Source organism: Polaromonas hydrogenivorans, from assembly GCF_040105105.1.
GTDB classification, from domain to species: Bacteria; Pseudomonadota; Gammaproteobacteria; order Burkholderiales; family Burkholderiaceae_C; genus Polaromonas; species Polaromonas hydrogenivorans.
Genome location: NZ_CP157680.1, coordinates 16885 through 37259 on the forward strand (window position 1 = coordinate 16885; position 20375 = coordinate 37259).

23 protein-coding genes and 2 pseudogenes are annotated in these 20375 nt (G+C 56.5%); 15 read left to right on the top strand and 10 right to left on the bottom strand.

Annotation, left to right across the window (positions count from 1 at the left end; all coding sequences use genetic code 11):
* Positions 1 to 38 precede the first annotated feature (38 nt).
* On the bottom strand, positions 39 to 242 hold the full coding sequence (locus ABLV49_RS25755; protein ID WP_349283399.1) for a DUF4926 domain-containing protein: 204 nt from the start codon (positions 240 to 242) through the stop codon (positions 39 to 41).
* 386 nt (positions 243 to 628) lie between these two features.
* Positions 629 to 841: a helix-turn-helix domain-containing protein gene (locus tag ABLV49_RS25760; protein WP_041377830.1), complete on the bottom strand. Its 213-nt coding sequence runs from the start codon at positions 839 to 841 to the stop codon at positions 629 to 631.
* A 269-nt stretch (positions 842 to 1110) separates the two neighbouring features.
* Here ABLV49_RS25760 and ABLV49_RS25765 point away from each other — a divergent pair, with 269 nt between their 5' ends.
* The 4 genes from ABLV49_RS25765 to ABLV49_RS25780 all read left to right on the top strand — a co-directional run bounded on the left by ABLV49_RS25765 (position 1111) and on the right by ABLV49_RS25780 (position 3519).
* Positions 1111 to 2091, top strand: a complete 981-nt coding sequence (locus ABLV49_RS25765; protein WP_349283400.1) for a GIY-YIG nuclease family protein — start codon at positions 1111 to 1113, stop codon at positions 2089 to 2091.
* Between the two features lie 85 nt (positions 2092 to 2176).
* Positions 2177 to 2737 (top strand): Uma2 family endonuclease, encoded by a 561-nt coding sequence (locus tag ABLV49_RS25770; RefSeq protein ID WP_349283401.1) that lies wholly within the window; start codon positions 2177 to 2179, stop codon positions 2735 to 2737.
* A 215-nt stretch (positions 2738 to 2952) separates the two neighbouring features.
* Positions 2953 to 3216, top strand: a complete 264-nt coding sequence (locus ABLV49_RS25775; protein ID WP_349283413.1) for a type II toxin-antitoxin system RelB/DinJ family antitoxin — start codon at positions 2953 to 2955, stop codon at positions 3214 to 3216.
* Between the two features lie 63 nt (positions 3217 to 3279).
* Positions 3280 to 3519, top strand: a complete 240-nt coding sequence (locus ABLV49_RS25780; protein ID WP_415838289.1) for a type II toxin-antitoxin system YafQ family toxin — start codon at positions 3280 to 3282, stop codon at positions 3517 to 3519.
* Between the two features lie 130 nt (positions 3520 to 3649).
* On the opposite strand, the gene ABLV49_RS25785 is transcribed toward ABLV49_RS25780, so the two are convergent.
* Positions 3650 to 3952, bottom strand: coding sequence for a helix-turn-helix domain-containing protein (locus ABLV49_RS25785; protein WP_349283402.1), 303 nt, complete (start codon positions 3950 to 3952; stop codon positions 3650 to 3652).
* 237 nt (positions 3953 to 4189) lie between these two features.
* Between ABLV49_RS25785 and ABLV49_RS25790 the strand changes: the two genes are divergently transcribed.
* Together ABLV49_RS25790 and ABLV49_RS25795 are read left to right on the top strand one after the other, a co-directional pair.
* Positions 4190 to 4672: a hypothetical protein gene (locus ABLV49_RS25790; RefSeq protein ID WP_349283403.1), complete on the top strand. Its 483-nt coding sequence runs from the start codon at positions 4190 to 4192 to the stop codon at positions 4670 to 4672.
* Positions 4673 to 4974: 302 nt separating this feature from the next.
* Entirely contained in the window at positions 4975 to 5958 is a 984-nt protein-coding gene (locus ABLV49_RS25795) for a hypothetical protein (protein WP_349283404.1), read from the top strand.
* A gap of 330 nt (positions 5959 to 6288) precedes the next feature.
* Here the strand turns inward: ABLV49_RS25795 and ABLV49_RS25800 are convergent, their stop codons facing one another.
* A complete protein-coding gene (locus ABLV49_RS25800; RefSeq protein ID WP_349283405.1) occupies positions 6289 to 6555 on the bottom strand; it encodes a helix-turn-helix domain-containing protein in 267 nt (88 codons plus the stop codon).
* Between the two features lie 277 nt (positions 6556 to 6832).
* Here ABLV49_RS25800 and ABLV49_RS25805 point away from each other — a divergent pair, with 277 nt between their 5' ends.
* Positions 6833 to 7465 (top strand): hypothetical protein, encoded by a 633-nt coding sequence (locus ABLV49_RS25805; protein ID WP_349283406.1) that lies wholly within the window; start codon positions 6833 to 6835, stop codon positions 7463 to 7465.
* On the opposite strand, the pseudogene ABLV49_RS25810 reads toward ABLV49_RS25805, so the two are convergent.
* A pseudogene (locus ABLV49_RS25810) lies at positions 7465 to 7623 on the bottom strand (ExeA family protein); the annotation flags it as partial. The gene ABLV49_RS25805 and the pseudogene ABLV49_RS25810 overlap by 1 nt on opposite strands.
* A 142-nt stretch (positions 7624 to 7765) precedes the next feature.
* Between ABLV49_RS25810 and ABLV49_RS25815 the strand changes: the two are divergent.
* Complete coding sequence (locus ABLV49_RS25815; RefSeq protein WP_349283407.1) at positions 7766 to 8011, top strand: AbrB/MazE/SpoVT family DNA-binding domain-containing protein; 246 nt, start codon at positions 7766 to 7768, stop codon at positions 8009 to 8011.
* Between the two features lie 41 nt (positions 8012 to 8052).
* On the top strand, positions 8053 to 8379 hold the full coding sequence (locus ABLV49_RS25820) for a type II toxin-antitoxin system PemK/MazF family toxin (protein WP_349283408.1): 327 nt from the start codon (positions 8053 to 8055) through the stop codon (positions 8377 to 8379).
* A gap of 89 nt (positions 8380 to 8468) precedes the next feature.
* Here ABLV49_RS25820 and ABLV49_RS25825 read toward each other — a convergent pair whose 3' ends face one another.
* From ABLV49_RS25825 to ABLV49_RS25835, 3 genes are all read right to left on the bottom strand, one after another.
* Positions 8469 to 8723: a hypothetical protein gene (locus ABLV49_RS25825; protein WP_349283409.1), complete on the bottom strand. Its 255-nt coding sequence runs from the start codon at positions 8721 to 8723 to the stop codon at positions 8469 to 8471.
* Positions 8724 to 8739: 16 nt separating this feature from the next.
* Positions 8740 to 9606: a DNA/RNA non-specific endonuclease gene (locus tag ABLV49_RS25830; protein ID WP_349283410.1), complete on the bottom strand. Its 867-nt coding sequence runs from the start codon at positions 9604 to 9606 to the stop codon at positions 8740 to 8742.
* Between the two features lie 420 nt (positions 9607 to 10026).
* The gene (locus ABLV49_RS25835) at positions 10027 to 10881 is read right to left on the bottom strand and encodes a lysozyme inhibitor LprI family protein (RefSeq protein WP_349283411.1); all 855 of its coding nucleotides are present in this window, start codon (positions 10879 to 10881) and stop codon (positions 10027 to 10029) included.
* 271 nt (positions 10882 to 11152) lie between these two features.
* On the opposite strand from ABLV49_RS25835, the gene cho reads away from it, so the two are divergent.
* Complete coding sequence (gene cho, locus ABLV49_RS25840; protein WP_349283412.1) at positions 11153 to 12010, top strand: excinuclease Cho; 858 nt, start codon at positions 11153 to 11155, stop codon at positions 12008 to 12010.
* A gap of 686 nt (positions 12011 to 12696) precedes the next feature.
* Complete coding sequence (locus ABLV49_RS25845) at positions 12697 to 13575, top strand: hypothetical protein (RefSeq protein WP_349283362.1); 879 nt, start codon at positions 12697 to 12699, stop codon at positions 13573 to 13575.
* 74 nt (positions 13576 to 13649) lie between these two features.
* On the opposite strand, the gene ABLV49_RS25850 is transcribed toward ABLV49_RS25845, so the two are convergent.
* Positions 13650 to 14066: a hypothetical protein gene (locus ABLV49_RS25850; RefSeq protein WP_349283363.1), complete on the bottom strand. Its 417-nt coding sequence runs from the start codon at positions 14064 to 14066 to the stop codon at positions 13650 to 13652.
* Between the two features lie 283 nt (positions 14067 to 14349).
* On the opposite strand from ABLV49_RS25850, the gene istA reads away from it, so the two are divergent.
* Together istA and istB are read left to right on the top strand one after the other, a co-directional pair.
* Entirely contained in the window at positions 14350 to 15852 is a 1503-nt protein-coding gene (istA, locus tag ABLV49_RS25855) for an IS21 family transposase (RefSeq protein WP_349283364.1), read from the top strand.
* Between the two features lie 62 nt (positions 15853 to 15914).
* Positions 15915 to 16701 (top strand): annotated as a pseudogene (gene istB / locus ABLV49_RS25860) (IS21-like element helper ATPase IstB).
* Between the two features lie 96 nt (positions 16702 to 16797).
* Here istB and ABLV49_RS25865 read toward each other — a convergent pair.
* On the bottom strand, positions 16798 to 17583 hold the full coding sequence (locus tag ABLV49_RS25865) for a hypothetical protein (protein ID WP_349283365.1): 786 nt from the start codon (positions 17581 to 17583) through the stop codon (positions 16798 to 16800).
* 757 nt (positions 17584 to 18340) lie between these two features.
* Between ABLV49_RS25865 and ABLV49_RS25870 the strand changes: the two genes are divergently transcribed.
* The gene (locus tag ABLV49_RS25870; protein ID WP_349283366.1) at positions 18341 to 18886 is read left to right on the top strand and encodes an SLATT domain-containing protein; all 546 of its coding nucleotides are present in this window, start codon (positions 18341 to 18343) and stop codon (positions 18884 to 18886) included.
* Entirely contained in the window at positions 18879 to 20243 is a 1365-nt protein-coding gene (locus tag ABLV49_RS25875) for a reverse transcriptase domain-containing protein (RefSeq protein ID WP_349283367.1), read from the top strand. Before ABLV49_RS25870 ends, ABLV49_RS25875 begins: the two co-directional genes overlap by 8 nt.
* The last annotated feature ends 132 nt before the right edge of the window (positions 20244 to 20375 follow it).

Below are 20375 nucleotides of genomic sequence, written 5' to 3' on the forward strand. Positions count from 1 at the left end.
CGGCCTGCCGGTTCAGCGCGGTGCAGGCTGCCAGCCGCTCATGCGCATGCCGCCGGGCCGTCAGCCGCACGCACATCGCCAGCGTCAAGGGTTTGAACGCTCAGGGTACGGCCCTCCGGACTCATGAACTCGACCTCGTAGGCCTGGCCTTGGCCATGAACATGGACCACCACTCCGACATCGCCTGGCTTCAAACCGGGCACGGGGCGAACCAGGACGACTTGGGTGTGTTCATTGAGCATGGTTTGTTCTCCTCGCCTGGATGGGGGCAATGGGCCGTTCATACGCCAGGACTGGCTGGCTGCCCTGCGAAAGCGATCACTGGCAGCTGTCATTTTCTGGCTCCCTGGTTGACCCTGCCGATGAAGGCGACATCGTGGTCAAGTTTTGCAGCCGTGTCAAGCCGCTTTCATTCGTGCAGGGCTGCGCAAGTGGCCCGCGTGATTGCCGTCTCCCCTGCCCAGCCCTCCCGAGGCCGCGCCCTGCGTCAAAGGGCAGATATTGATGGGCTCGTGCCAGCTCGAACGGTTGCGGCGGCGATCGAGCCGCAAAGTGCAGCCCGGCATGAAGAAGGGGCACGGCCATGGTCATGGATCGGCACTTTTTTCATGCGTGCCTGCTGGGCCTTCTAGGCGGCGGGGGCATCGACGATCTCCAGCAAGTCGGCAATGCCCACCTGGAAATACCTGCACAGCGCTTCTATCGCCTCCAGATCGACCCGGGTCGCCGTTTCCTGGTACAGCAGCGTGATGGTGTTGCGGTGCAGTCCGGTGTCACGCGCCAGGTCGCTGATCTTGAGCTTTCGCTCGCCCATCAAGCGGGACAGGTGGCACTTGATCAATTCACTCTCCATGTAAATATTTCACCTAGAGTGAAAAAATAATTGTCAAAATGACATTTATTGTTCTAAAATGTCACCCAGGATGAAAAAAATAGGTGTGGAATGCTTTTTTTCAATCCTGATTGTCCCATCAACCCGCCGCACCCTTGGCCTGGAGGCGCTTGTCTGGCCGCCGGCGGGGAGGGGGCGGCCTTGTTTCTTCATGGCCAGCACTTGCGCGCCGGTGAGCCATGGCGTGTCCTGCTTGAGTCAACCTATCGGAATCTGTCATGAGCCCATCGACTCCCCGCACTGCAACAGCCTGGGTGCGAGACGCTGCAGACTCGCCGCTTCATGCGGACGACAAGCCGCGAGCGCTGCGCAAGGAACGCAGGGCGCGAAGTCTCACGGAGGTTTGCTATGTCTACCTGCTCATTCACATTGACGAGCCACGTTTCAAGATCGGCCTGAGCCGCGATCCGGGTCAGCGGGCGGCGCAGTTGCCCGAGGCCAGGCACATCGCGCTGGACCGATCCATCCAGGTTCGCTTGCCCAATTACCAGCGCGCCTATGAGGTCGAGCGGATGCTGCACAAGGCCCTGGGCGGCTTTCGCATCAAGCTGCTCGACGAGGCCGGTCAGTCCTGGCAGGGCAGCACCGAGTGGTTCGGCCTGTCGGGCCTGCCCAACGCGATCCGGCTGCTGCGGGTCATGCCGGCCGATGCCGATCCCTGCGTCGTGGCAGACCTAGAAACACTGCGCGGCCAGCCTTACGCGCATTTTTTCGTGCCTGAAATTCCCACCCCGACCGCCGTGCAGCGCCAGGAGGTGGAGGAGAAAAACATGCGCAAGATGCTGGCCATCATCGAGGTGCTGACCACTTTGCGCGAGGGCCTGTTCATGGACGCGCGGATGGTGCAGGACAAGCGTGGGTCGGTGCAGTGCCTGTGCATCCACAACTTCAGGAATGAATTCAATCTGCGGCTGACCAAGGCCAGGAACAAGGTGCTGTCGAGCGACTTCTGGGCGCTGCAGGCGACAAAGCCCGGCGGCAAGCCCGACTTGACGGTTCCGCTCGTGCGGCTGATCCGTTATTCCGAGGCAACGCCCGGCATGCTGGAGCTGGTGATCAATGACCTGAAGGTGCTGCGCCGGTTGCCGGCCGGCAATCGGGTGGTCACGGTCTGGCAGGGCCACCTGGCTTGGCTGAGTTCGACCACATGGTCGTACCGGACAGCGGCTCTCAAGCTGGCCAACCTTGAAAAAGTTTGATCCATTCATTTGCTGCGGAATGTTTTCAAACGCGATTCTGGCGCGTAGGATGGGATTCATTGCGTGCTGTTCAGAGGGGTGGTGCATGGCCGTTTCCTTGCAAAAAATGACTTTGGCCGATTTCCTGGCCTGGGAGGCGCATCAGCCCGAGCGGCATGAGTGCTTTCGCGGAAAAACCTTTGCAAGGGTCGCAGGAACTGCCCGGCATAACCGCGTGGTCCTGAATCTGGCCAGCCGCATCGGGGACCATCTGGATGGCACCAGATGCCAGGTCTTTGCACAAAGCATGAAGGTGCAAGTTGCCGATGGGGTGCTGTACCCTGACGTGATGGTGACTTGCGGCAAAGCCCAAGCCGGTGATGAACAAATCGTGACCGACCCCAGGCTCATCGTCGAGGTTTTATTTCCCGGCACCAGGGGTTTTGACAGGCGAGACAAGTTCGTTGCCTATCGCACCTTGGCCTCGTTGCGCGAGTACGTTCTGATTGATCCAGCGAAGCGGCAGGTGGAGGTTTTTACCCTGGTCGATGCCGGCGCGTGGTTGCTGACGGACCAGACCACGGCTGGGGTGCTTTGCCTTGCCAGTATTGATTGCCAGCTTTCGATGGAATCGGTTTTCAAGGGCGTGGAGAGTCAAGCGCAATGAGTGCCGGGCAAGTCCAGGGCCAGCAGCTCTTTCTTCAAGCTGCCAAAGCAGAGCCTGGCATGACATGGGATGCGTTGGCAGTGGCTGCCGGCATCGAGCCACGCGCGTTGAAAAACTATCGAATGCCAGACGGCTCACAAAACCATCGCGGGATGCCCAAGCTGGCCCGTCGCGCTATCGAGCAACTGCTATTGATGCACAAAAAAACAACGACGATGGTCCACGTTCGCGTGGACGAGCAAATCAAGGCGCAGGCAACCGAGACGCTCGCGGCGATGGGCCTGTCCCTGTCGGACGCGGTGCGCGTGTTTCTGATGCGCGTGGTCGCTGACCGGAAGATGCCATTTGCTCTGCGGGCGCCCAACGCCGAAACCCGCGCGGCGATGGCCGAGGCCGACGAGATTGCGCGCACGCACCGCGCGCGCTTTGGCAGTGCTGCCGAACTGTTTGAAGACCTTGAAAAGAACACCGGCCAGTAAGCGCGCGCCCCGCTGCCGCGAGCGGCGGACTACGCCAAATCGTTCCTCAAGGACTGGGAACGCTTGAGCCGGGCAGGGCGCTACGACATGAACCGGCTCAAGGAGGCGATGCTGCTGTTGATCGCCAACGACGCGCCGCTGGATCCCGAATGGCGCGATCATTCGTTGGGTGGCGACTGGGCGTGCCATCGCGAGTGCCATATCGGAGGTGACTTCTTGCTGGCCTACAAGCTCGATGAGAGCGCAAGGCACGCCTTGATTGTCTTTGTACGCGCCGGAACGCACGCTGACCTGTTCGAATAACGAGCAGGCAAGGCGTCTGTACCTGCTGACTCCAAGCTTTTCATTGGCAAAAAGCGTGAGTCGGCGATGGTACGGAAAGATAAACACCCAATGTGCGTGGGGTAACCGGCAGCAGTTCAGCCAGTCGTCCTCAGTCAGTAATCGTGAGACGGCTTAGCTCGGAGGTGACCTGGTTCATCAGCTTTTGGCATTCGTCCAGATGGCCTGGTTCGGCGTACGCAAGCACCAGCAGGGTCAGTGGGTGAATCTGCATGACCTCGGCCAGTTCGTCGATCTTGTTCAGGGTGGGACTTTTGAGTCCGCGCTCCAGGGTGCTGACGTAGGTTCGGCTGGAGATCAGCGCAAATGCTTCCTGTGACAAGCCGCACGCTTTCCGGATGGTTCGTAAGGCCAGTCGGATGTGATTGCGTGGTGGTGTGACAGGAATCGGCATGCATGCTGATTAATCCAAAAAGAGCGCTATAGAACTACAATCTATAGTGTTCATTTTGAGATGAAATAGGTTCTGCGAAGGCCGTGTATGACACCCCTTGATGAAGAGTGGCAGCACGTTTCAGCAACGACATCGCGGCACGTGCCGCCACATTTGATGCCTGGAATCCAACCGAAATAATGCGACCTGCTGTGCCGGCCTGCCTTGGGCAGGGATCAACTGACCGACATCTGAGCCATGACCGACGCCAACCCACCTTCCAGCCCAACCCTGCGAAACCGCCGCGAACCATCTGCCCGGCATCACAGTGCCCATGACATAGATGCCGAAAAAACGGCCCATGAACTTTCGATCATTTATGCGCGATACCGCCAGGCTGAGATTAAGGACGCGCGTTCCTTTGGGTTTTTCTGGGCCTGTGTGACATTGGTGGCAGTGCCGTGTGTTTTCATGAGTCCGTTTTGGAATGCGTTTTTTTTCTTGCTCTCATTATTGGGGGTGATCGGAACTTTGAGGGGTTATACATTGAACCCTGCACAAAATAAGAAGTATTGGATTTCACAGGTTGACTACTATCGCCTGAGCGGCTCCCGGCGTTTCAATGGCACTCACAGCTGCGTGTTTTGCGGCGCATGTGGCATCTGGCGCAAGGGACTCTACAAATCTGATGATGTATATGCACGCTGCTCCACCTGTAAAGCCCAGTTGTTTCATGAATAGGTGTAGAGACGTGCATTCCAAAAGCGCCCGGCCTGCATTCAGTGCGTTTTTCAGCCAGGATGAATCGTTTTCATCCACCGCCTCGGGCCAGGATTAATTGCTGCTGAGCCTGGCCGCAAGGATGCCAAGTTTTGCTTAACCATGTTTTAAGTTTCATTGTTCTCTAAACCCAAAACCCACCGCGAAGCGCTGGCAACCTTGTAAAAAATGCTGCAAGCCCTGTGACCAACATGGGCCAAGGTGGATTTTCCAGCGCGCTGGCTATAAATGTATTTTTAAACATCAATTTTTAATAAGAAAAAATGAAAAAACTGAAATCCATCATCATTTCTAGCCTATGCCTCTGGACTGCTGCGGCAATGGCTCAAACAGACAAGCCCTGCACATACTCCATCCGCAGCGATGCCAACTACGATCCTGTTTCCCTGGTTGGCCCTGAACCCAGTGGAGACATCATTGGACATTCACGGCGTACCAGTTCGGGTTTTTGCACCTACTTGGTGGGCAGCAGCGGCATGAATGCACAGACATTAAAGCTTTATGCACCCAGTGGAGAAACCAAAGAATTGGGTATTTTGTCTCGCGACAAAAATAGTCGTATGGTCACATTTACACCCTCAGGTGCAGCGCCTATCAGTGGTGCATTGGCGGTGCCCATCTCCAAGGGAGTCATGATCTTGCGCGATAACGCTGCATTCCTCTACGAAGATGGCAAGGCGATCCGCAGTGTCCCGATTCCGCCAGGCTGGTCGCCAGCTGCAATCCAGCAAGGCGATGTGTTGGGCGCCCAGGCTATGCTTCTTGTAAGCAACAAACCCGATGAAGGTTTGTTTAACGTCATGGGAGCGAAGGGAGCAACTCTGACAAATATGCCACCGGATGTAAGTCTGCGCTATGGAATACTGGACCTGGCTTCGAACAGCATAGTGACTACGTTTCAGACCTATGGCGTCAGCAAAAATGAATATCTGGTTGGTGCAGCCAAGCCTAAAGATGATGATCCGTATGCACCAAATAATTCAACTGAATTGCAATTTAATCGCGGTTACTATTTAAGTTCGCCGGCCGACTGGTTTACTGATGGTGCCAGCCGATACGTTGTTCATTACGGAGAAAAATTGACGGAAATCTGGCTGCGTGATTTGAACACTGGGAAAGCCAAAAAAGTGGCCAAGAATATTTTAGGATTCACCGGTTTTTATGCACTTAAAACAAAAGGAATCTGGCAAATCGTTGTCAACAGATCAGTTGTTGTGCCTGATATTGCATCCATGAGTTGGGATTAATATACTGCCTGAGATTGTCTGACGCTTTACAGTTCTGTGAAAAATGGTGTCTATCTGAGGTGCATCTCAGATAGGTTTTAGATCACAGCATTAAATCACGTCAGGATAGGGTTATCCTATTTTTCTGCCGGCTTTTAATCGACACCCGAGCCTTTAACCCATCCCATTACACACATCTTTTGCCGATTAGCCTTGCGTGCGTCACCTTGCGCCAGATTTTGTTAAAATTGAGAAAATCTTCCGATTTGGATAGTTTTTAGGCACTTACGCCGGGATAAACCGCTGACCTTCCTATACCTACATCCCTGGCTGGGTTTTAAGTTGCATTGCTCACTGCACCCCAGCAGGGCCAAGTTTGGCGACAAGTTCGAGCATTTTTACTTCGCTCATGCCACGGAATTGACCGCGCGTAATCCTTGATATTTCTGTCTGGTCGATGGCAAGCAACTCTGAGGCGGCATTGGGCGTCAGATGCCGGGCTTTAATGTCCCGAATGATTTCTGCCGCCAGCGATGCCTTGCGCTGCATTTGTGCCGCATCCGCATAGCCAAGGTCGGCGTACACATTGGTGCTTCCGACTTCAATTGCAACAGTCATTTTCTGACTCCTTTCGTTTGTGGGGTCCAAGGCGCAGTGGATCCGTAAAAGCAGTTAAGAGGCCAAGATAGATGGTCAAATAGAGCGAAGCCAATTTACATTGGCTTTTTGCTTCTTGGCCACTCCTCAAGAGTGGCAACGAGCTGCAAAATCGCGGGTGTAACACCATGAGTTCGCTTGAGAGTCCGGCTTTCTATCGCTTTCCAAGCTGAAGCATAAGCTCTTTATATTCTCCTGGCTTCAACCCACGCACACGCACATAGTTAAAGCGCTTCCCATGCCCACAGATCGCCCTCGTCAGGAAACCGCCGGTTTAGGATTTCGCTTACCGCTCAACATCACCGTTACGCGCCAGCTGCTGCCCAAGGGCATGGCATACGTGTTCCGTGATTTCGAACTGGGCGAACTCGGCAGGCTTGCCGTGGAAAGCACGCCAACGGGTGAAACACAGATCGTCAGCGAAGTTGCCGGCGATGCCGCCGACCCCATGACCCAGCGGCGCCTTGAACTCCTTGAGCCGATCTGCAGGGAATTGACAAGCATCCTCGAATCGGTGAAGGGACAAGGACGCGCAGCGCCGCTGCCCGTTCGCACTCCCTATCCCCGTGGAAAAGTGCCGTGCGAAGAAGTACGCTGCGACGCATGCGGCCAGATGGTTGCCTTCCTGGTGTTCGTGGATGGCGCCACCGATGAGGGGCGGTTCGAGGACTACGCCCGTCAGATGTACCCGCACTATGCGCGCAACAATGTGCCGACCTACCTCATCGGCCCGGCGCTGGGCAGCGGACCCATGGAGCACCGCCCGGCCAATATCCTCAAAGTATGGCCCCAGCGCAGCCCGATGGAGTGCCTGCAGCCCGAAGAATTCAACCCGCGCCTCATTGAACTGAGCCAGCGGCACTGTCGCTAGTATCGCGTCAGCGTCGGCTCCAGATCGTCGAGCTGGCGCGAGAGCACGGACTCCACCAGTTCAGCCGTTACCGGTCTTTCACTTATCTGGTAGCCCGCTTCAAGCGCCAGCGTCAGGTGCCGCTGGACCTGCAGCGGTGTGCGCAGCCTGGCGGCCATGCGAAGCTTTTCCTCGGGGGTTGCACAACATCAGCACATCAAACTTTCCGAACACGGCCTAGCCTTTCCAAGCCTGGATGCGTGGTTTATACTTGTTTAAACATTTTTTTGGGGGTGCGAAATGAGTTCGGCAACAGCGTTAGTGATTGATCAGACGATCCAGCAGTGGGGTAACGGCCTGGGCATGCGCATCACCGCGCCACTGGCAAAAGCTGCGCATGTTGCGCGCGGAACGCCGATCACGGTCGAAGTGGTCGAGGGTGGCTTTTTTGTCCGCGTCGCTGGCAGGCCCAAGCTGACACTGGCGCAAAAGCTCAAGGCCTTCGATCCGAAAATTCATGGCGGCGAAGTCATGGCCAGTGGTCTGGTCGGCGCAGAAGCCTTCTGATGCCGGCAGTGAACAAACCGTGGGTGCCAGACCGCCGAGACATGATCTGGATCGACTTCAATCCCCAGGCTGGGTCCGAGATGAAGGATGAACACCCGATGCTGGTCCTCTCATCCAAAGCGTTCAATGAGCGCACGGGCCTGGTGATTGGCCTGCCCCTGACGCATGCCGCGTCTAACGAGACGAATCCGTTCGCAATCAAGTACACGGGGTCTGAGAACGAGGTGGGCTATGTGCTGACACACCAGCCAAAGTCGTTTGACTGGCGCCAACGCGCCGCCAGGCCGCATCACTGGAAACAGGTGTCTCCCGCAGTCTTTGCAGAGGCCTGCGAAGAGTTGAACTCCATCATTTCCATTGGCAGCTGAATGCAGGCCCGACGCATTTTCAAATGCAAGTCTCTACAGCTACCTGGCTTCACTCGATTTTTCGTTCCCCTGCGCCTCAAACCCCACTCTCAGGCAAACGGATTCTTCACCGTCCTGGCCGCCTTCAGCTCCACCGCGTCGGGCAGTTGCTTGTCAGCCTCCAGGGTTTTCACCACATCGTCAACGAGCGACTGTAGCTGCCTGGCCAGCGCCAGGCCGGCCTTGTCCTTGGTGAGCACCACGTCGCCGGTGAGCGTCACCCGGTCCACCCGGTTCTCGATTTCCAGCTCGCCAATGCGCAGCACGTCGGCTTCGTTGGCGTAGGGCTTGAATTTTTCGGTCATGGCTGTGCTTCCTTACTTAATGTTTGCCGGCGCGCCCGATGGCGTCGATGATGCTGCGCGAGAAGTCCTGCAACGTGAACTCTTCCTCTGGCTGCGCTTTCTTGCCCTTGGGCTTCTTGCCTCGCTGTGCGCTGGGCTTGGGAAGAATCATGCCGCCATCGCGCACCGCCTGGGGCAACCCCGGCAGCAGCTTGACACCCACCATCGTCTCCAGATCGGACACCGAGACGGTCGAATACTCGCGCGTCTCGTCGTTGGTGACAACATACGCCCCGGCACGCTGCTGCTTCGGGCTGTAGAGCACTTTCCACAGGTGCGTAGGCACCAGGACACGGCCGACTTGCTTGATGTCGCTGCCGATGAAGGCCGGGCCGGAAACGACGTACAGTTCGCCCTCTTGAATAGCCAGCTGCCGGGCCGCGCCCTCGATACCGGCCCAGATGCCGGCATTGTTGGCATGCACCTGCGGCACCATGTTGGCCAGGCTGAAACTCTCGGCTTGCGCCGACCGATTGGCGAAGTCGGCATTGGGCGACATGTGGCCCCGGTCATAGCCCGAGCGCGCATAGTCCTTGAGTTCGGCCCGGTCCTGCGCCGGCAGGGTGGGCTCGGGATGAAAGGAGTCCTTCCTCGACAACGCTCCGGCCGCCTCGACGTTGGCCCGCGTCAGGTGCTCGGCCGAATACAGCGGCGTGCGGCTGATGCCCGAATGCAGCACCGCGAAAGCCTCGAAGCAGACCTCCTGCGTGCGCGCCTTGAGCCTGGGGTTGGTGACGGTGGGCGCAACGCCGCCGGCGAAGTGTTCAGGGCACTGGGTAGCCGCCCAGGTGGGCATCGCCAGGCAGGCCGCCAGGGACAAGGTAAGCGTGAGAAATCGTGACATGGGCGAGAGTATCTCGCAAGGCATGGCCGTTTAAGGTGAACAGTGGATCAAACTTGGGTGCGTACAAAAACCGAAAAATAAAACGGCACCGACTGCACGGCTCACCAGCAATGAACACCTCTTTAAAACTCCTCGCCCGTTTCGCCTTCATTTCCGGAGTGCTTGCAATCTGTGCTCCTGCCATGGCGCACCGAAGCGGCTGCCATCGGTGGCACAGTTGTCCATCGGACACGGGCAGTTATGTCTGTGGCGACACCGGGCACAGCAACGAGTGCGGTCGCTCCGAAGGAGCCTCTCCTCCCCGAAAGAACGCGCAGCGCTCTGCGCCGAAGAAAAGCAGGCCGCCCCTTGACTCCCAACCAGCGTCCTTGCCGTCAAGATAAGCCCTCTGCTGACGCATCGGCGCCGCCACAAGAGCGCCTATCGGGAAAGCGCCGATGGCGCTGGCTCCTGCTTCGGCCCTTCAATGACATTCATCAGCTGATCGTGCCTGTTCGCATACCAGCGTAGCAGGCACTCCCGGTCCCGGCACGTCGCCTCGCGCCTGCGCCACTCTTCGCTGTTCTGGCGTCGAAAGGCTGCGCCGTCGGAGGCCGCGTTTTTCGCCCGCGCGTACACCCGGCCCAGTTCGCGGTCGAGCCGGGCAAGCTCGGCGTCAGAACAAATCATCTTCTCGGGCATCGAGCGCGCCTTGGCGCAGTCGAAACTCGGTCCGGGCGATATTGCCGCGCCCGGCTCGTGCGGCGCTGGTGGAGCCGCTTGTGCGGCCTCATTGCGGCGGGCCTGCGATGGCGGCATCAAGGCTTGGGAAGGCTTTGAAGTGCCCTCCTGCACCGACCTGACCGGCTGGTCCAGCGCCTTCAGCCCTGCGGCTGCAAACCGTGACTTTTCATGGGCTTGGCCGTACCTGGCCAAGTACGTGCGCAGGCTGTCCGCGTATAGGCGTTCGGCACGCCTGCGCAGCTCGGCGCGGCTGGCTCTGGCAGAGCCGTCCTCCAGGGCGAGCCCCGCATAAAGCCAGCCCAGCTGGTACTTCGCGTCGGCGGACTCGACGGAGTCCATCCCCTTGAGCTTGTCCGCCACCCGGCATGACATCAGGAACGCCACTTCGGCGTCGCGCGGCCGGCCTGCCGCAGCCGCTTCCTTGCCCAGGACAATGAACGAGGCGATATGGCTCGCGGTCATGCCGGACAAGTCGGCCTGCAGGGTAAATTTCCCGTCCTTCCTGCCGGCGACTGTCGCTGCCGGCTGCAAGGGACAGGCGGCTCGCTGCACGGGCGTCAGTGCTGCGCTCCGCGGCGCAGCCGTTGCCTTCAGTTGATCGGAAAGAGGCGATGAGGCAGCATGACCCAGCATCAGCAGCCATGCGCCCGCGACGGCTGCCGCCCCGCGCCCAAGTGCGGATGCAAAGATGACCCCTTGACGCTTGATGATGACCATGCCGATACCATAGCACCGCACTTGACAAGCGCGACATTGAGATTTCACTCAGTGATGACCGAGGGCGCGATCACTGCCCGCATCAAACCGTACCCGAGCCTGAGCCATGCACCTTCCCGCCAAGCGTCACCCCGAGTTCGAGCCCGCCCGGCCTTATGAATATCCAGCCCACCTGCGCGAAGCCATCGCTGACATGCCTTGCGCGCCAGGGGTGTACATCTTCCATGGCGCAGAAGGCAGCGGGCCGCTCTATATTGGCAAGAGCGTCAACCTGCGCAGCCGGGTGCTGGCGCACCTGCGCAATTCCGGCGAAGCGCGCCTGCTGCGCCAGACGCACCGCATCAGCCACATCCGCACCGCCGGCGAGATCGGCGCGCTGCTGCTCGAAGCGCGCCTGATCAAGCTTGAGCAACCCTTGCTGAACCAGAAGCTGCGCCGCAGCCGCCAGCTGTGCTCCTTTCGCATCCATGACGGGCGCCCCGAGGTGGTTTATTCCAAAGACATCAACTTCGCCACCGAGCCGTGCCTCTATGGCCTGTTCAGCAGCCGGTATGCCGCCCTGGAGGCGCTGCACGGCCTGGCCGACCGGCAGCGGCTGTGCTACGGCGCGCTCGGGCTGGAAAAGCTCGCCCCGGGCCGGGCGTGCTTTCGCGCCATGCTGCACCAGTGCGCCGGCGTCTGCCGGGGCGAGGAAAGCCAGGAAGCCCACCACAGCCGCCTCCTGAGCAGCCTGGACGCCTTGCGCGTGACCTGCTGGCCCTACCTTGGCGCCATCGCCCTGGTCGAGCGCGATGGTGAAGACCGCCAACTTCACGTCATCTGCAACTGGCATTACCTGGGCAGCGTCGGCAGCGAGGCCCAGGCCCGCCAGCTCGACGTGGTGGCTGCCGGCTTTGATGCCGACGGCTACAAAATCCTGTGCAAGCCGGTCATCAGCGGTCAGGCCGAGATCATCCTGTTGTGAAGCTGGTGAACGAGTCAGCTCCTCAATTGTTCTAACCCCTGTTGGGGCAGAACAGGCCGTGCTTATTCGGTTGTCACAGACACCCCAACTACGGGCGTTATGTCAAGAATACGACCGTTTTCTTGACGAAATCTAATGCCTAATCATGCTCCGCGAATGACTCCAGAAGACTGAAGGCAGCCATTCTGGCAAGTTTAGTTGTAGAGACTTGCATTCCAAAAGCGCCAGGCCTGCAATCAGCGCGTTTTGCGGCCAGGATTAACTGCATCTATCGACCCCCTCGGGCCAGAATTAAGTGCAACTGAGCCTGCATTTGACGGCGCGGGCCTGCATTGCATCGCCGCCGGCCAGCATTAATTGCAACTGACCGGGCCTGCACCGTCCAGCAAACCTTCAGTTTCTGGACGGATTGCCATCATGCTGTGCATGCAAGGCGTCTAGGCCAGCCGCACCGAGTAGGCCATGGCGTGCTACTCACTGCCATTGGGCCGGTTGCGGTGGAAAGTTGCCTCCTATATCTGATCGCATCGCTTACAATTCGCCTACCCCAGCCAGCCTGGGGCGGGCGTAGCACCCCATCCTGCCAACAGGCAGGCTAAAAATGGACACGATGTTTCCAGCTGAGTTTGCTACCGGTCTCATGCCTGTAGTTTTTCCAGCGACCCCCTTTTTCTAAAGGAAACATCATGTCCCGTCCCTCCCAAGATGCTCGGCAATACGCCTATGACCGTTTGCATGCGTGCATCCGTCACTATCCTAATCAACGCAAATTGTTGAAGTACGTCGATCACAAGCCTATTTCTCCTTCAGTCTTCGACATCACTAATCCTGAACATGTCTGCGATGCGGCATATTTCGGCATCCCCTTGCTCCCTTACGACGAAAAGTCGTTCAAGGCGTCTGTGGCCCCTGGTGGCGCTTTCACTCGCATCGTTGATGCGCGCATTCGAGATGTCGAGGTGCGGATTCAGAAAATCAACAGCGTAGGCTTGTTTATGGGCTTCCAGATTAAGTACGACCGCAAGAAGCCCTTGCCCATGCAAAGCCTTGAGCTGATGCGGCCAATGCTCGGGGATTTCATTGACCTTGTGCCGCAGTTTGAAAAAGATCGTGAATACGTCAACAGCGGGCATGCGGCAAGGCTTGACCACTTTGCTCATGAGTACCGTCAGCCCAACTTAGGAGCCATGCTTGCCTTTTTCCGTAGACTGGATGAAGTTGCCGGGAAACGGGGGTATGGCTCTTTTGCGCATCTTTGTGTGCCTACGAGGTTTATGGATTACTTGACCAATGCTCATGCTGAAAATGCCGGCATGCAGGAAGCCCTGGAAAAAATGCAAGTCAAGCGCGATCAGCTCAAGAAAGAGTCGCCTTACATCATCGAAATGTTCCTCAAAAGCCACGCACGCAGCGACTTGCCTTACTGTGTGGACATGCGCGACGAGGAGCTTTTCATCGAAATGCGGTACGCAAGTTATTCCGTTGAGGAATACATCAAATCGGAATTCATTAGCAATGATGATACCGGTCGTCTCTTGGCGTCCATGACGGACTTCATGTCTTAAGAAAGGAGGGTTTAACCATGCGTGATATGCACTCTTCGCACACCATTACCTGCCCTCTTTGCCATGGCCGTGGCTCAGATGTTGAAGTCGCCTGTGGCGATTGTGGCGGCACGGGCTACGACCCCAACGAAGACAACCCTTTCGCCCAATGCCACACGTGCTTTGGCGAGGGCACTGTGATCCTTGACGACTGTTCCAGGTGCGACGGTGATGGCGTCATTACGATCGACGACCCTGACGCGCCGGAAGGTGATCCAGAGGAAGACGCTGACGAAGCGTCCCCTTAACACTTCCCTGCGGTAAGGGGGCACCTCAGGAAAATGAACAACCACCAGCTGAAGCTGGTGGTCCGCGTGAGGCTTAGGTGATCGGGGCGCGTCAGTGGGGCTTACGGCATGAATCGTCCAACTGGGGGCGTTGAAATTTATTGCAGGCGGACGTTGATAAATGGAAAGCATTTTTGGACACTCAAAAAGCTGACATTTCGGCATCAACCCGCTCCGGGCAACCCGTCCAAAAACTGAAGGTTTGCTGGACGCGGGCAGCCCGGTCAATTGCAGTTAATCCTGGCCGGCGGCGATGCAATGCAGGCCTACGCCGTCCAATGCCGGCTCAGTTGCAGTTAATTCTGGCGCGAGGGGGTCGATAGACGCAGTTAATCCTGGCCCAAAAATCCGCTGAATGCAGGCCCGACGCTTTTCAAATGCAAGTCTCTACAGGTAGCCTTGCCAGCTTTTTGCTGGAGCCAGCTTGCCCGATACCCGAAGGATCACTATGCGCAAAATCAAGGACGTCCTGCGTCTCAAACTCGAAGCCCATCTGTCGCATGAGCGCATCGCCGCAGCGCTGGGCGTTTCCAAAGGCGTCGTTGCCAAATACGTCGCCCTGGCCAGTGCTGCAAAGCTGGACTGGAGCCAGATTCAGCTGCTCGACGAGGCGGCCCTGCACAGCCGCCTGGCGAGCACACCCCAGCGAGCCAGCGCCTTTGTGCGGCCCGACTTCGCTCACATGCACCAGGAACTCCGGCGCAAAGGCATGACGCTGATGCTGCTGTGGCACGAGCACGTCGGCCAGCACCCGGGAGAGACCACCCACAGCTACTCGCAGTTCTGTGAGAACTACCGGCGCTTTGCCAAAAGCCTCAAGCGCTCGATGCGCCAGATCCACCGCGCCGGCGAGAAGCTGTTCATCGACTACGCAGGACCTACTGTGGCCCTGTCGGACGGCAGTCGCGCCCACATCTTCGTTGGCGCCCTGGGCGCGTCGAGCTACACCTTCGCCTACGCCACGGCGCGCGAGACCACGGCCGACTGGCTCGGGGCGACGGCGCAGGCCCTGCGTTTCTTCGGCGGAGTGCCGCTGCTGATCGTGCCGGACAATGCCCGGGCGTTGATTGCCAACCCCGACCGCTACGAGCCCAGGGCGAACGACACGGTGCATGACTTTGCGCGCCACTACGGCACCTCGGTGCTGCCGGCACGCCCCTACCACCCGCAGGACAAGGGCAAGGTCGAGTCTGCCGTGCAGGTGGTCGAGCGCTGGATCCTGATGCGCCTGCGCCACCAGCAGTTTCAGAGCGTCGATGACGTCAACGAGGCCATCGGCCCGCTCTTGGCCCAGCTCAACGCCAAGCCGTTTCAAAAGCTGCCCGGATGCCGCGCCAGTGCGTTTGCCGAACTCGACGCACCGGCCCTGCAGCCTTTGCCGCTGCAGACCTGGGAGTTGGCGGTCTACAAGACCGTGCGCGTTCACATTGACCAGCATGTCGAGTTCGAAGGCCACCGCTACAGCGTTCCCCACTTCCTGGTCGGTCTTTCCCTGGAAGCGCGGATCACAGCGCGCGCGGTGGAGATTCTTCATCGCGGCGAGCGTGTGGCCTGTCACCTGCGCTGCGCGCACAAGGGCGCTTTCACCACAGTGCCCGAGCACCTGTCAGCGGCCCACCGGGCGCACCTGGCGTGGACGCCCGAGCGGCTGATTCACTGGGGCACGAGCATCGGCGTGGCGACCGGGCGCACCGTCGCGCGATTGCTCGAAGAGCGCCAGCATCCCGAACACGGCTACCGCGCTTGTCTAGCCTTGCTCTCGCTGGCCAGGCGCTACGGCAAGCCACGCCTGGAGGCGGCCTGTTTGATCGCGCTGGAGTTGGGCACCACCAGGAGCGCCCATGTGCGCGACATCCTGGCCAATGGACGTGATCTGGTCGCGCCCGTCACCACGCCGCAGTGGACCAGTCCGGCGCACGCGCATGTGCGCGGGCCGGGCTATTACCAGTGACGCCGGCCATGCCCGCAACCACATCCAGCACAGCGCAAAACGGCAAAACAAAAGGAAACCCCATGATGATGAACACGACCCTGGAGCAGCTTCGCGGCTTGAAGCTCAACGGCATGGCCGCAGGCTTGCAAGAGCAACTCACCCCAGGCGGGCATGACGGCCATGAGCTTTGAAGAACGCCTGGCCTTGCTGGTGGACCGCGAGGTCTACTTTCGCAACGACAAGCGGCAAACGCGCCTGCTCAAGGAGGCTCGCCTGAAGTACCCGCAGGCCTGCATCGAGGATCTGGACACGCGCCCCGGGCGGGGTCTGGAGCGCACGGCGGTCATGAGTCTGGCGCTGGGCGACTGGATTGACAGCGGCCACAGCGTGCTGGTCACCGGCCCGACAGGCGCGGGCAAGTCCTGGCTGGCCTGCGCCCTGGCGCAGTACGCCTATCGGCGCGGCCACTCGGCGCTGTATCAGCGGGTCCCCCGGCTTGGAGAAGAACTGCGCATCCGCCACGGCAACGGCACGTTTGGAAAGTGGCTGCTGCAACTGGCCAAAACCGATGTGCTGCTCCTTGACGACTGGGGCATGACCGGCCTGGACAGTCAGACCCGGGCCGATCTGCTGGAAATCATTGACGACCGGGCCGCCAGCAAAGCGACCATCATCACCAGCCAGCTACCCATTGAACACTGGCATGCCTGGGTGGGAGATGCCACCATTGCCGATGCCATCCTGGACCGCGTGATGCAGCGAAACCACCGTTTCACCCTGACGGGCGAGTCTCTTCGTCAAAGGCCAAAAAACCAGCAAAAAGCAGATCAATCCGGACCCATCGTGACCGGTACCCCTACAATTTAAGCGCGCAACACTTCACGCTGCGCGACCGGTCACGATCAACCGGAATCAGCGGTCACGAGCGCCGGAATACGCAATTGACTTGCCAGAATTCGGAATTTAAAGCATGTGAGCGAACCTAGCGGGACGCGGCAGATGCTCACCTAGTGCTATAAATTCTTGGCCTATACCGTTACCGTTTGGCTTGCAGGTGAACCGACCGACGCCTATGGTAAAAACTATTTCTCTTGGAAACATGTCAATCAACTCCAGAATCATTTCGTGCTTGTTTGGCATAGCGCCGGCGATGGAATGGTAAAACTCGTTAGCTAGCCTTTCTGTAGGTCTACTATCGTAGTCTCTAATGATTGCGGCACATGCCTGGATCAACTCCGTTTGCTTTGGCAGTGCGATGCGTATCGTCCGCCAGTGGTGTGCAATGGAAACCTGCTCAGTTCTAACTTTCTCAATCTGCTGGCGATAATGCTCCGCCCACCAAGCCTCAGCTTCTGGAAATAGGCTGATTTCTTCGGGAATGATGAACAGATGCTCCAGTTCATTTTCGAGGAAATAACTCTCTGTCATATACGCTTCTTCGATATTCGTGCGAGGGAATATTTTAGGTACGCCTTCGAGAATATTTCGGCGCAAATGGATAAGCTCATGACTGATCATGTGGGCGGCGAGTTTTATGCCTGGTGCGACCCAGAGAGTAATAGCTTGTTCGTCGCAATTTATGTCAAGCACCGCTAATGCCCTAGAAAATCCAGGTGCAGACCCGGCAAACAACTCGTCCATATCCTGAATTTTCAAGGAGATACCAGTTTTCTCTTCTACCAAATACGGAACTTTCAGTAGTTGTTCTGGGATCTGGCTCAGAAGTGCCTTATCAAAATAGTTCAACATGCTTGACCCTTTACGATTTTTTAAGTGTGAACGTGAATTTAACCACATAGTGAATCGGCTCGTTTTTCCTAGCAAGCCACTGAAATATCTCGAAGCGAAGTTCGCGATTGGCAGGCTCAATCGATAATTTGAGAAAAATTATTTTTTCACCTGAGACAAGCCAAAACCACATCACATGCGCGGCGCCGACATCTTCTACAGCATTCGCTCGGAACGCCAACTCATGGAGCAGGCCCAGTACAACCTGCTGTACCACTGATTGATCGGCTTGGCCATGACCATGAACGAGGCGGCGTGGGTGCCCTGCTTGGGGCAGTCTCAGGAATGGAATTTAAATCACTAGCGAAGTTCCTTGCCTATGAAAGTCGGCCCTCTGCAGCCGTTCGGCATTCCCAAAAATCATGTTTTTCGAGTTTCTGTTCCAAGAATGCTTTTTGAGAAGATTTGGCAGACCTATCGCCCTGTAGAGACATGCTTTCTCACAAAATCTGCTCAAAAATCTTCGTTTCCAATAGAGGCCCAGGCGGCCCACATCGCTAACGTGCTTTAAATTTCGTTTTCTAAAGCGGCCTCAATAACTTCTTCTTGCAATCACGTTTTTGGTATCAAACCTGTTACATTTAGCTTGGAGGGGCGGGTTCAAGCAGCTGTCTTGCACGGCGGACCTGATAACAAACGGGATTTCCTGTTGGGGTGATGAGCCCCTGGTCCTGAAAAGGGCGATTTACTTACTTCTCAATTCTCGTCCCTCCACTTTATGCACAAATTTGACGATATCTGGTTCACGTTCAAAGCACGTATTGCGGCTGAACTTCGCCTCAAAAATAATGACCTACATTCGCAGATTCTACTCGTTTGGTACGCGATAGTGTCTTCAACCGCAAACATCGTCGCGCTGCGTTATGGAAAATTTGCAGGGCCAGACACCGACATTTACACTGCGGTTTTATCCGTTGCGCTCCTCGCAATCTCGATGCTTGTTTCGAGTCGAGATTATCGAGGTCGTGCATTGCAGTTGCGGACCAATCACATTGCATTAAAGCTTTTTTACGACGAATTGCAGGCAGGCACTATAAGTGCCGTTGATAAACCTAAAATCTACTCGAGACTACTTTCGGAATGCGAGAATCATTCATCTTACGATGATCGTTATTTTCGGATATTCAATCGGGCTGGTTTGGAGGGCAGATTTCCTACGAAGCTGGATTGGTTTTTTATGCTGATCATGTGTGGTGGTCGGATCAGCGGAGTATTAATTCTTTATCTATTGCCGCTCTCTGTGTTTTGGATCAGAATTGATTAAAATTAATGCTGCCAAAAAATTCAGAGAGCATTTTTCTGAAACATCTATCAAATCAGTCTATGAGACCAAAATTCTTGGGACGCGAGCCATCGGACTTGATAGGGTAGATGCGCACAACTTTGCGTCCAAACTTGCTGCCGAAACTACGCTTATTTCCAAAAAGGTATTAGCAAGCACCTACAGGTTCACCAAATACAAAGAGAAGCTAATCTCGAAAGGTGCGGGCAAATCGCCTCGACAATTATCTATCCCTACAATTCGGGATCGGTTGACGCTTAAGATTCTCTGCGATTATCTTTTTACTGTCTTCCCAAAGTCGAAGCCGCATCTTCCTCAAGAACTGATAGGAGACCTTCGCAACGCGATTGACTCTAACAAGTATAGCTATTTTATTAAGATTGACCTGAAGGATTTTTATCCTTCTATTAATCATAAGTTGCTGCTTTCCAAGCTGTACAAAAGAGTGCGAATTGCTCCATTTCGAAATTTAATTAATAGTGCGCTGGAAAATCCAACGGTTCCGGAAACCAACACCAAAAGTACTGCTGCGAACAGCCAAGGTGTAGCGCAAGGCCTGTCCATATCGAATGTCTTGGCAGAGATATTCATGATGGATATCGATGAAAAGATTGGGGGCCTTGCCCCGATATGCGTGAGATTCGTAGATGACATCATCATTCTGACCAACGCAGAACCCGTTGCAGTATGTAAAGATGTTTGCGAAATTCTCCGTAAAGCAAAGTTGAATCCTCATCCTCTCGATGCGCTTGGGTCAAAAACACAGGTTGGGCAAGTGTCGAATGGACTCGACTTTTTAGGTTACTCATTGAGGCCAAAAACCGTATCTGTGCGAAGGAGCAGTCTCACAAATTTCGAAAGTTCTTTGGTCAGCGTTTTTACGGAGTACAAGCATAGATTCCGAAACGCAAAGGATGTGGCGGAGAAAGATTCAGCGCTCGCGAGGTTCAGATGGGCGCTCAATCTCAAGCTGACTGGTTGTATTTATAAGAATCAGCGTTTTGGCTGGGTCTTTTATTACTCGCAGATCAATGATTTAAGCGTTCTTCGTCGCATCGACAACACCGTCAGCCTGTTGTGCAAGCGCTTTGATGTCACCGTACCTCCAAATCCGAAGCGCGCACTGAAGGCGTTCTATGAGTCCAAGAGGACCGACAAGGAAAGTCACTGGTACATTCCAAACTACGACTGCATCACTGTGGCGAAGATGCGGAAGTTTCTTACCGAAATCGGGTACAAGGTGGGCGGCTTCCCCGATATAGAAGTAGGATTTATTTTCCACCGATTGGTGCGACGCGCGACGCGAAGTCTTGAAAAAGACGTCGCCAGCTTCTCTTGAGTTGCAATCTATGGCGATGATGCACCAAAGAAAAAGCGCCCTTGAGGCGCTTTTTTTATGGCCGTTGGCCGGTTGGTTCCGATAAATCCTTTTTTATCGGGGGTTGATGGGCTTGGAAATAGCCAGGAGCCG

Excerpts from the sequence above, each read along its gene's own strand:
- ABLV49_RS25755 (WP_349283399.1), bottom strand. The coding sequence starts at position 242 with ATGCTCAATGAACACACCCAAGTCGTCCTGGTTCGCCCCGTGCCCGGT.
- ABLV49_RS25765 (WP_349283400.1), top strand. The coding sequence starts at position 1,111 with ATGAGCCCATCGACTCCCCGCACTGCAACAGCCTGGGTGCGAGACGCT.
- ABLV49_RS25770 (WP_349283401.1), top strand. The coding sequence starts at position 2,177 with ATGGCCGTTTCCTTGCAAAAAATGACTTTGGCCGATTTCCTGGCCTGG.
- ABLV49_RS25775 (WP_349283413.1), top strand. The coding sequence starts at position 2,953 with ATGGTCCACGTTCGCGTGGACGAGCAAATCAAGGCGCAGGCAACCGAG.
- ABLV49_RS25785 (WP_349283402.1), bottom strand. The coding sequence starts at position 3,952 with ATGCCGATTCCTGTCACACCACCACGCAATCACATCCGACTGGCCTTA.
- ABLV49_RS25790 (WP_349283403.1), top strand. The coding sequence starts at position 4,190 with ATGACCGACGCCAACCCACCTTCCAGCCCAACCCTGCGAAACCGCCGC.
- ABLV49_RS25795 (WP_349283404.1), top strand. The coding sequence starts at position 4,975 with ATGAAAAAACTGAAATCCATCATCATTTCTAGCCTATGCCTCTGGACT.
- ABLV49_RS25800 (WP_349283405.1), bottom strand. The coding sequence starts at position 6,555 with ATGACTGTTGCAATTGAAGTCGGAAGCACCAATGTGTACGCCGACCTT.
- ABLV49_RS25805 (WP_349283406.1), top strand. The coding sequence starts at position 6,833 with ATGCCCACAGATCGCCCTCGTCAGGAAACCGCCGGTTTAGGATTTCGC.
- ABLV49_RS25820 (WP_349283408.1), top strand. The coding sequence starts at position 8,053 with ATGATCTGGATCGACTTCAATCCCCAGGCTGGGTCCGAGATGAAGGAT.
- ABLV49_RS25825 (WP_349283409.1), bottom strand. The coding sequence starts at position 8,723 with ATGACCGAAAAATTCAAGCCCTACGCCAACGAAGCCGACGTGCTGCGC.
- ABLV49_RS25830 (WP_349283410.1), bottom strand. The coding sequence starts at position 9,606 with ATGTCACGATTTCTCACGCTTACCTTGTCCCTGGCGGCCTGCCTGGCG.
- cho (WP_349283412.1), top strand. The coding sequence starts at position 11,153 with ATGCACCTTCCCGCCAAGCGTCACCCCGAGTTCGAGCCCGCCCGGCCT.
- ABLV49_RS25845 (WP_349283362.1), top strand. The coding sequence starts at position 12,697 with ATGTCCCGTCCCTCCCAAGATGCTCGGCAATACGCCTATGACCGTTTG.
- ABLV49_RS25850 (WP_349283363.1), bottom strand. The coding sequence starts at position 14,066 with ATGCCGAAATGTCAGCTTTTTGAGTGTCCAAAAATGCTTTCCATTTAT.
- istA (WP_349283364.1), top strand. The coding sequence starts at position 14,350 with ATGCGCAAAATCAAGGACGTCCTGCGTCTCAAACTCGAAGCCCATCTG.
- ABLV49_RS25865 (WP_349283365.1), bottom strand. The coding sequence starts at position 17,583 with ATGTTGAACTATTTTGATAAGGCACTTCTGAGCCAGATCCCAGAACAA.
- ABLV49_RS25870 (WP_349283366.1), top strand. The coding sequence starts at position 18,341 with ATGCACAAATTTGACGATATCTGGTTCACGTTCAAAGCACGTATTGCG.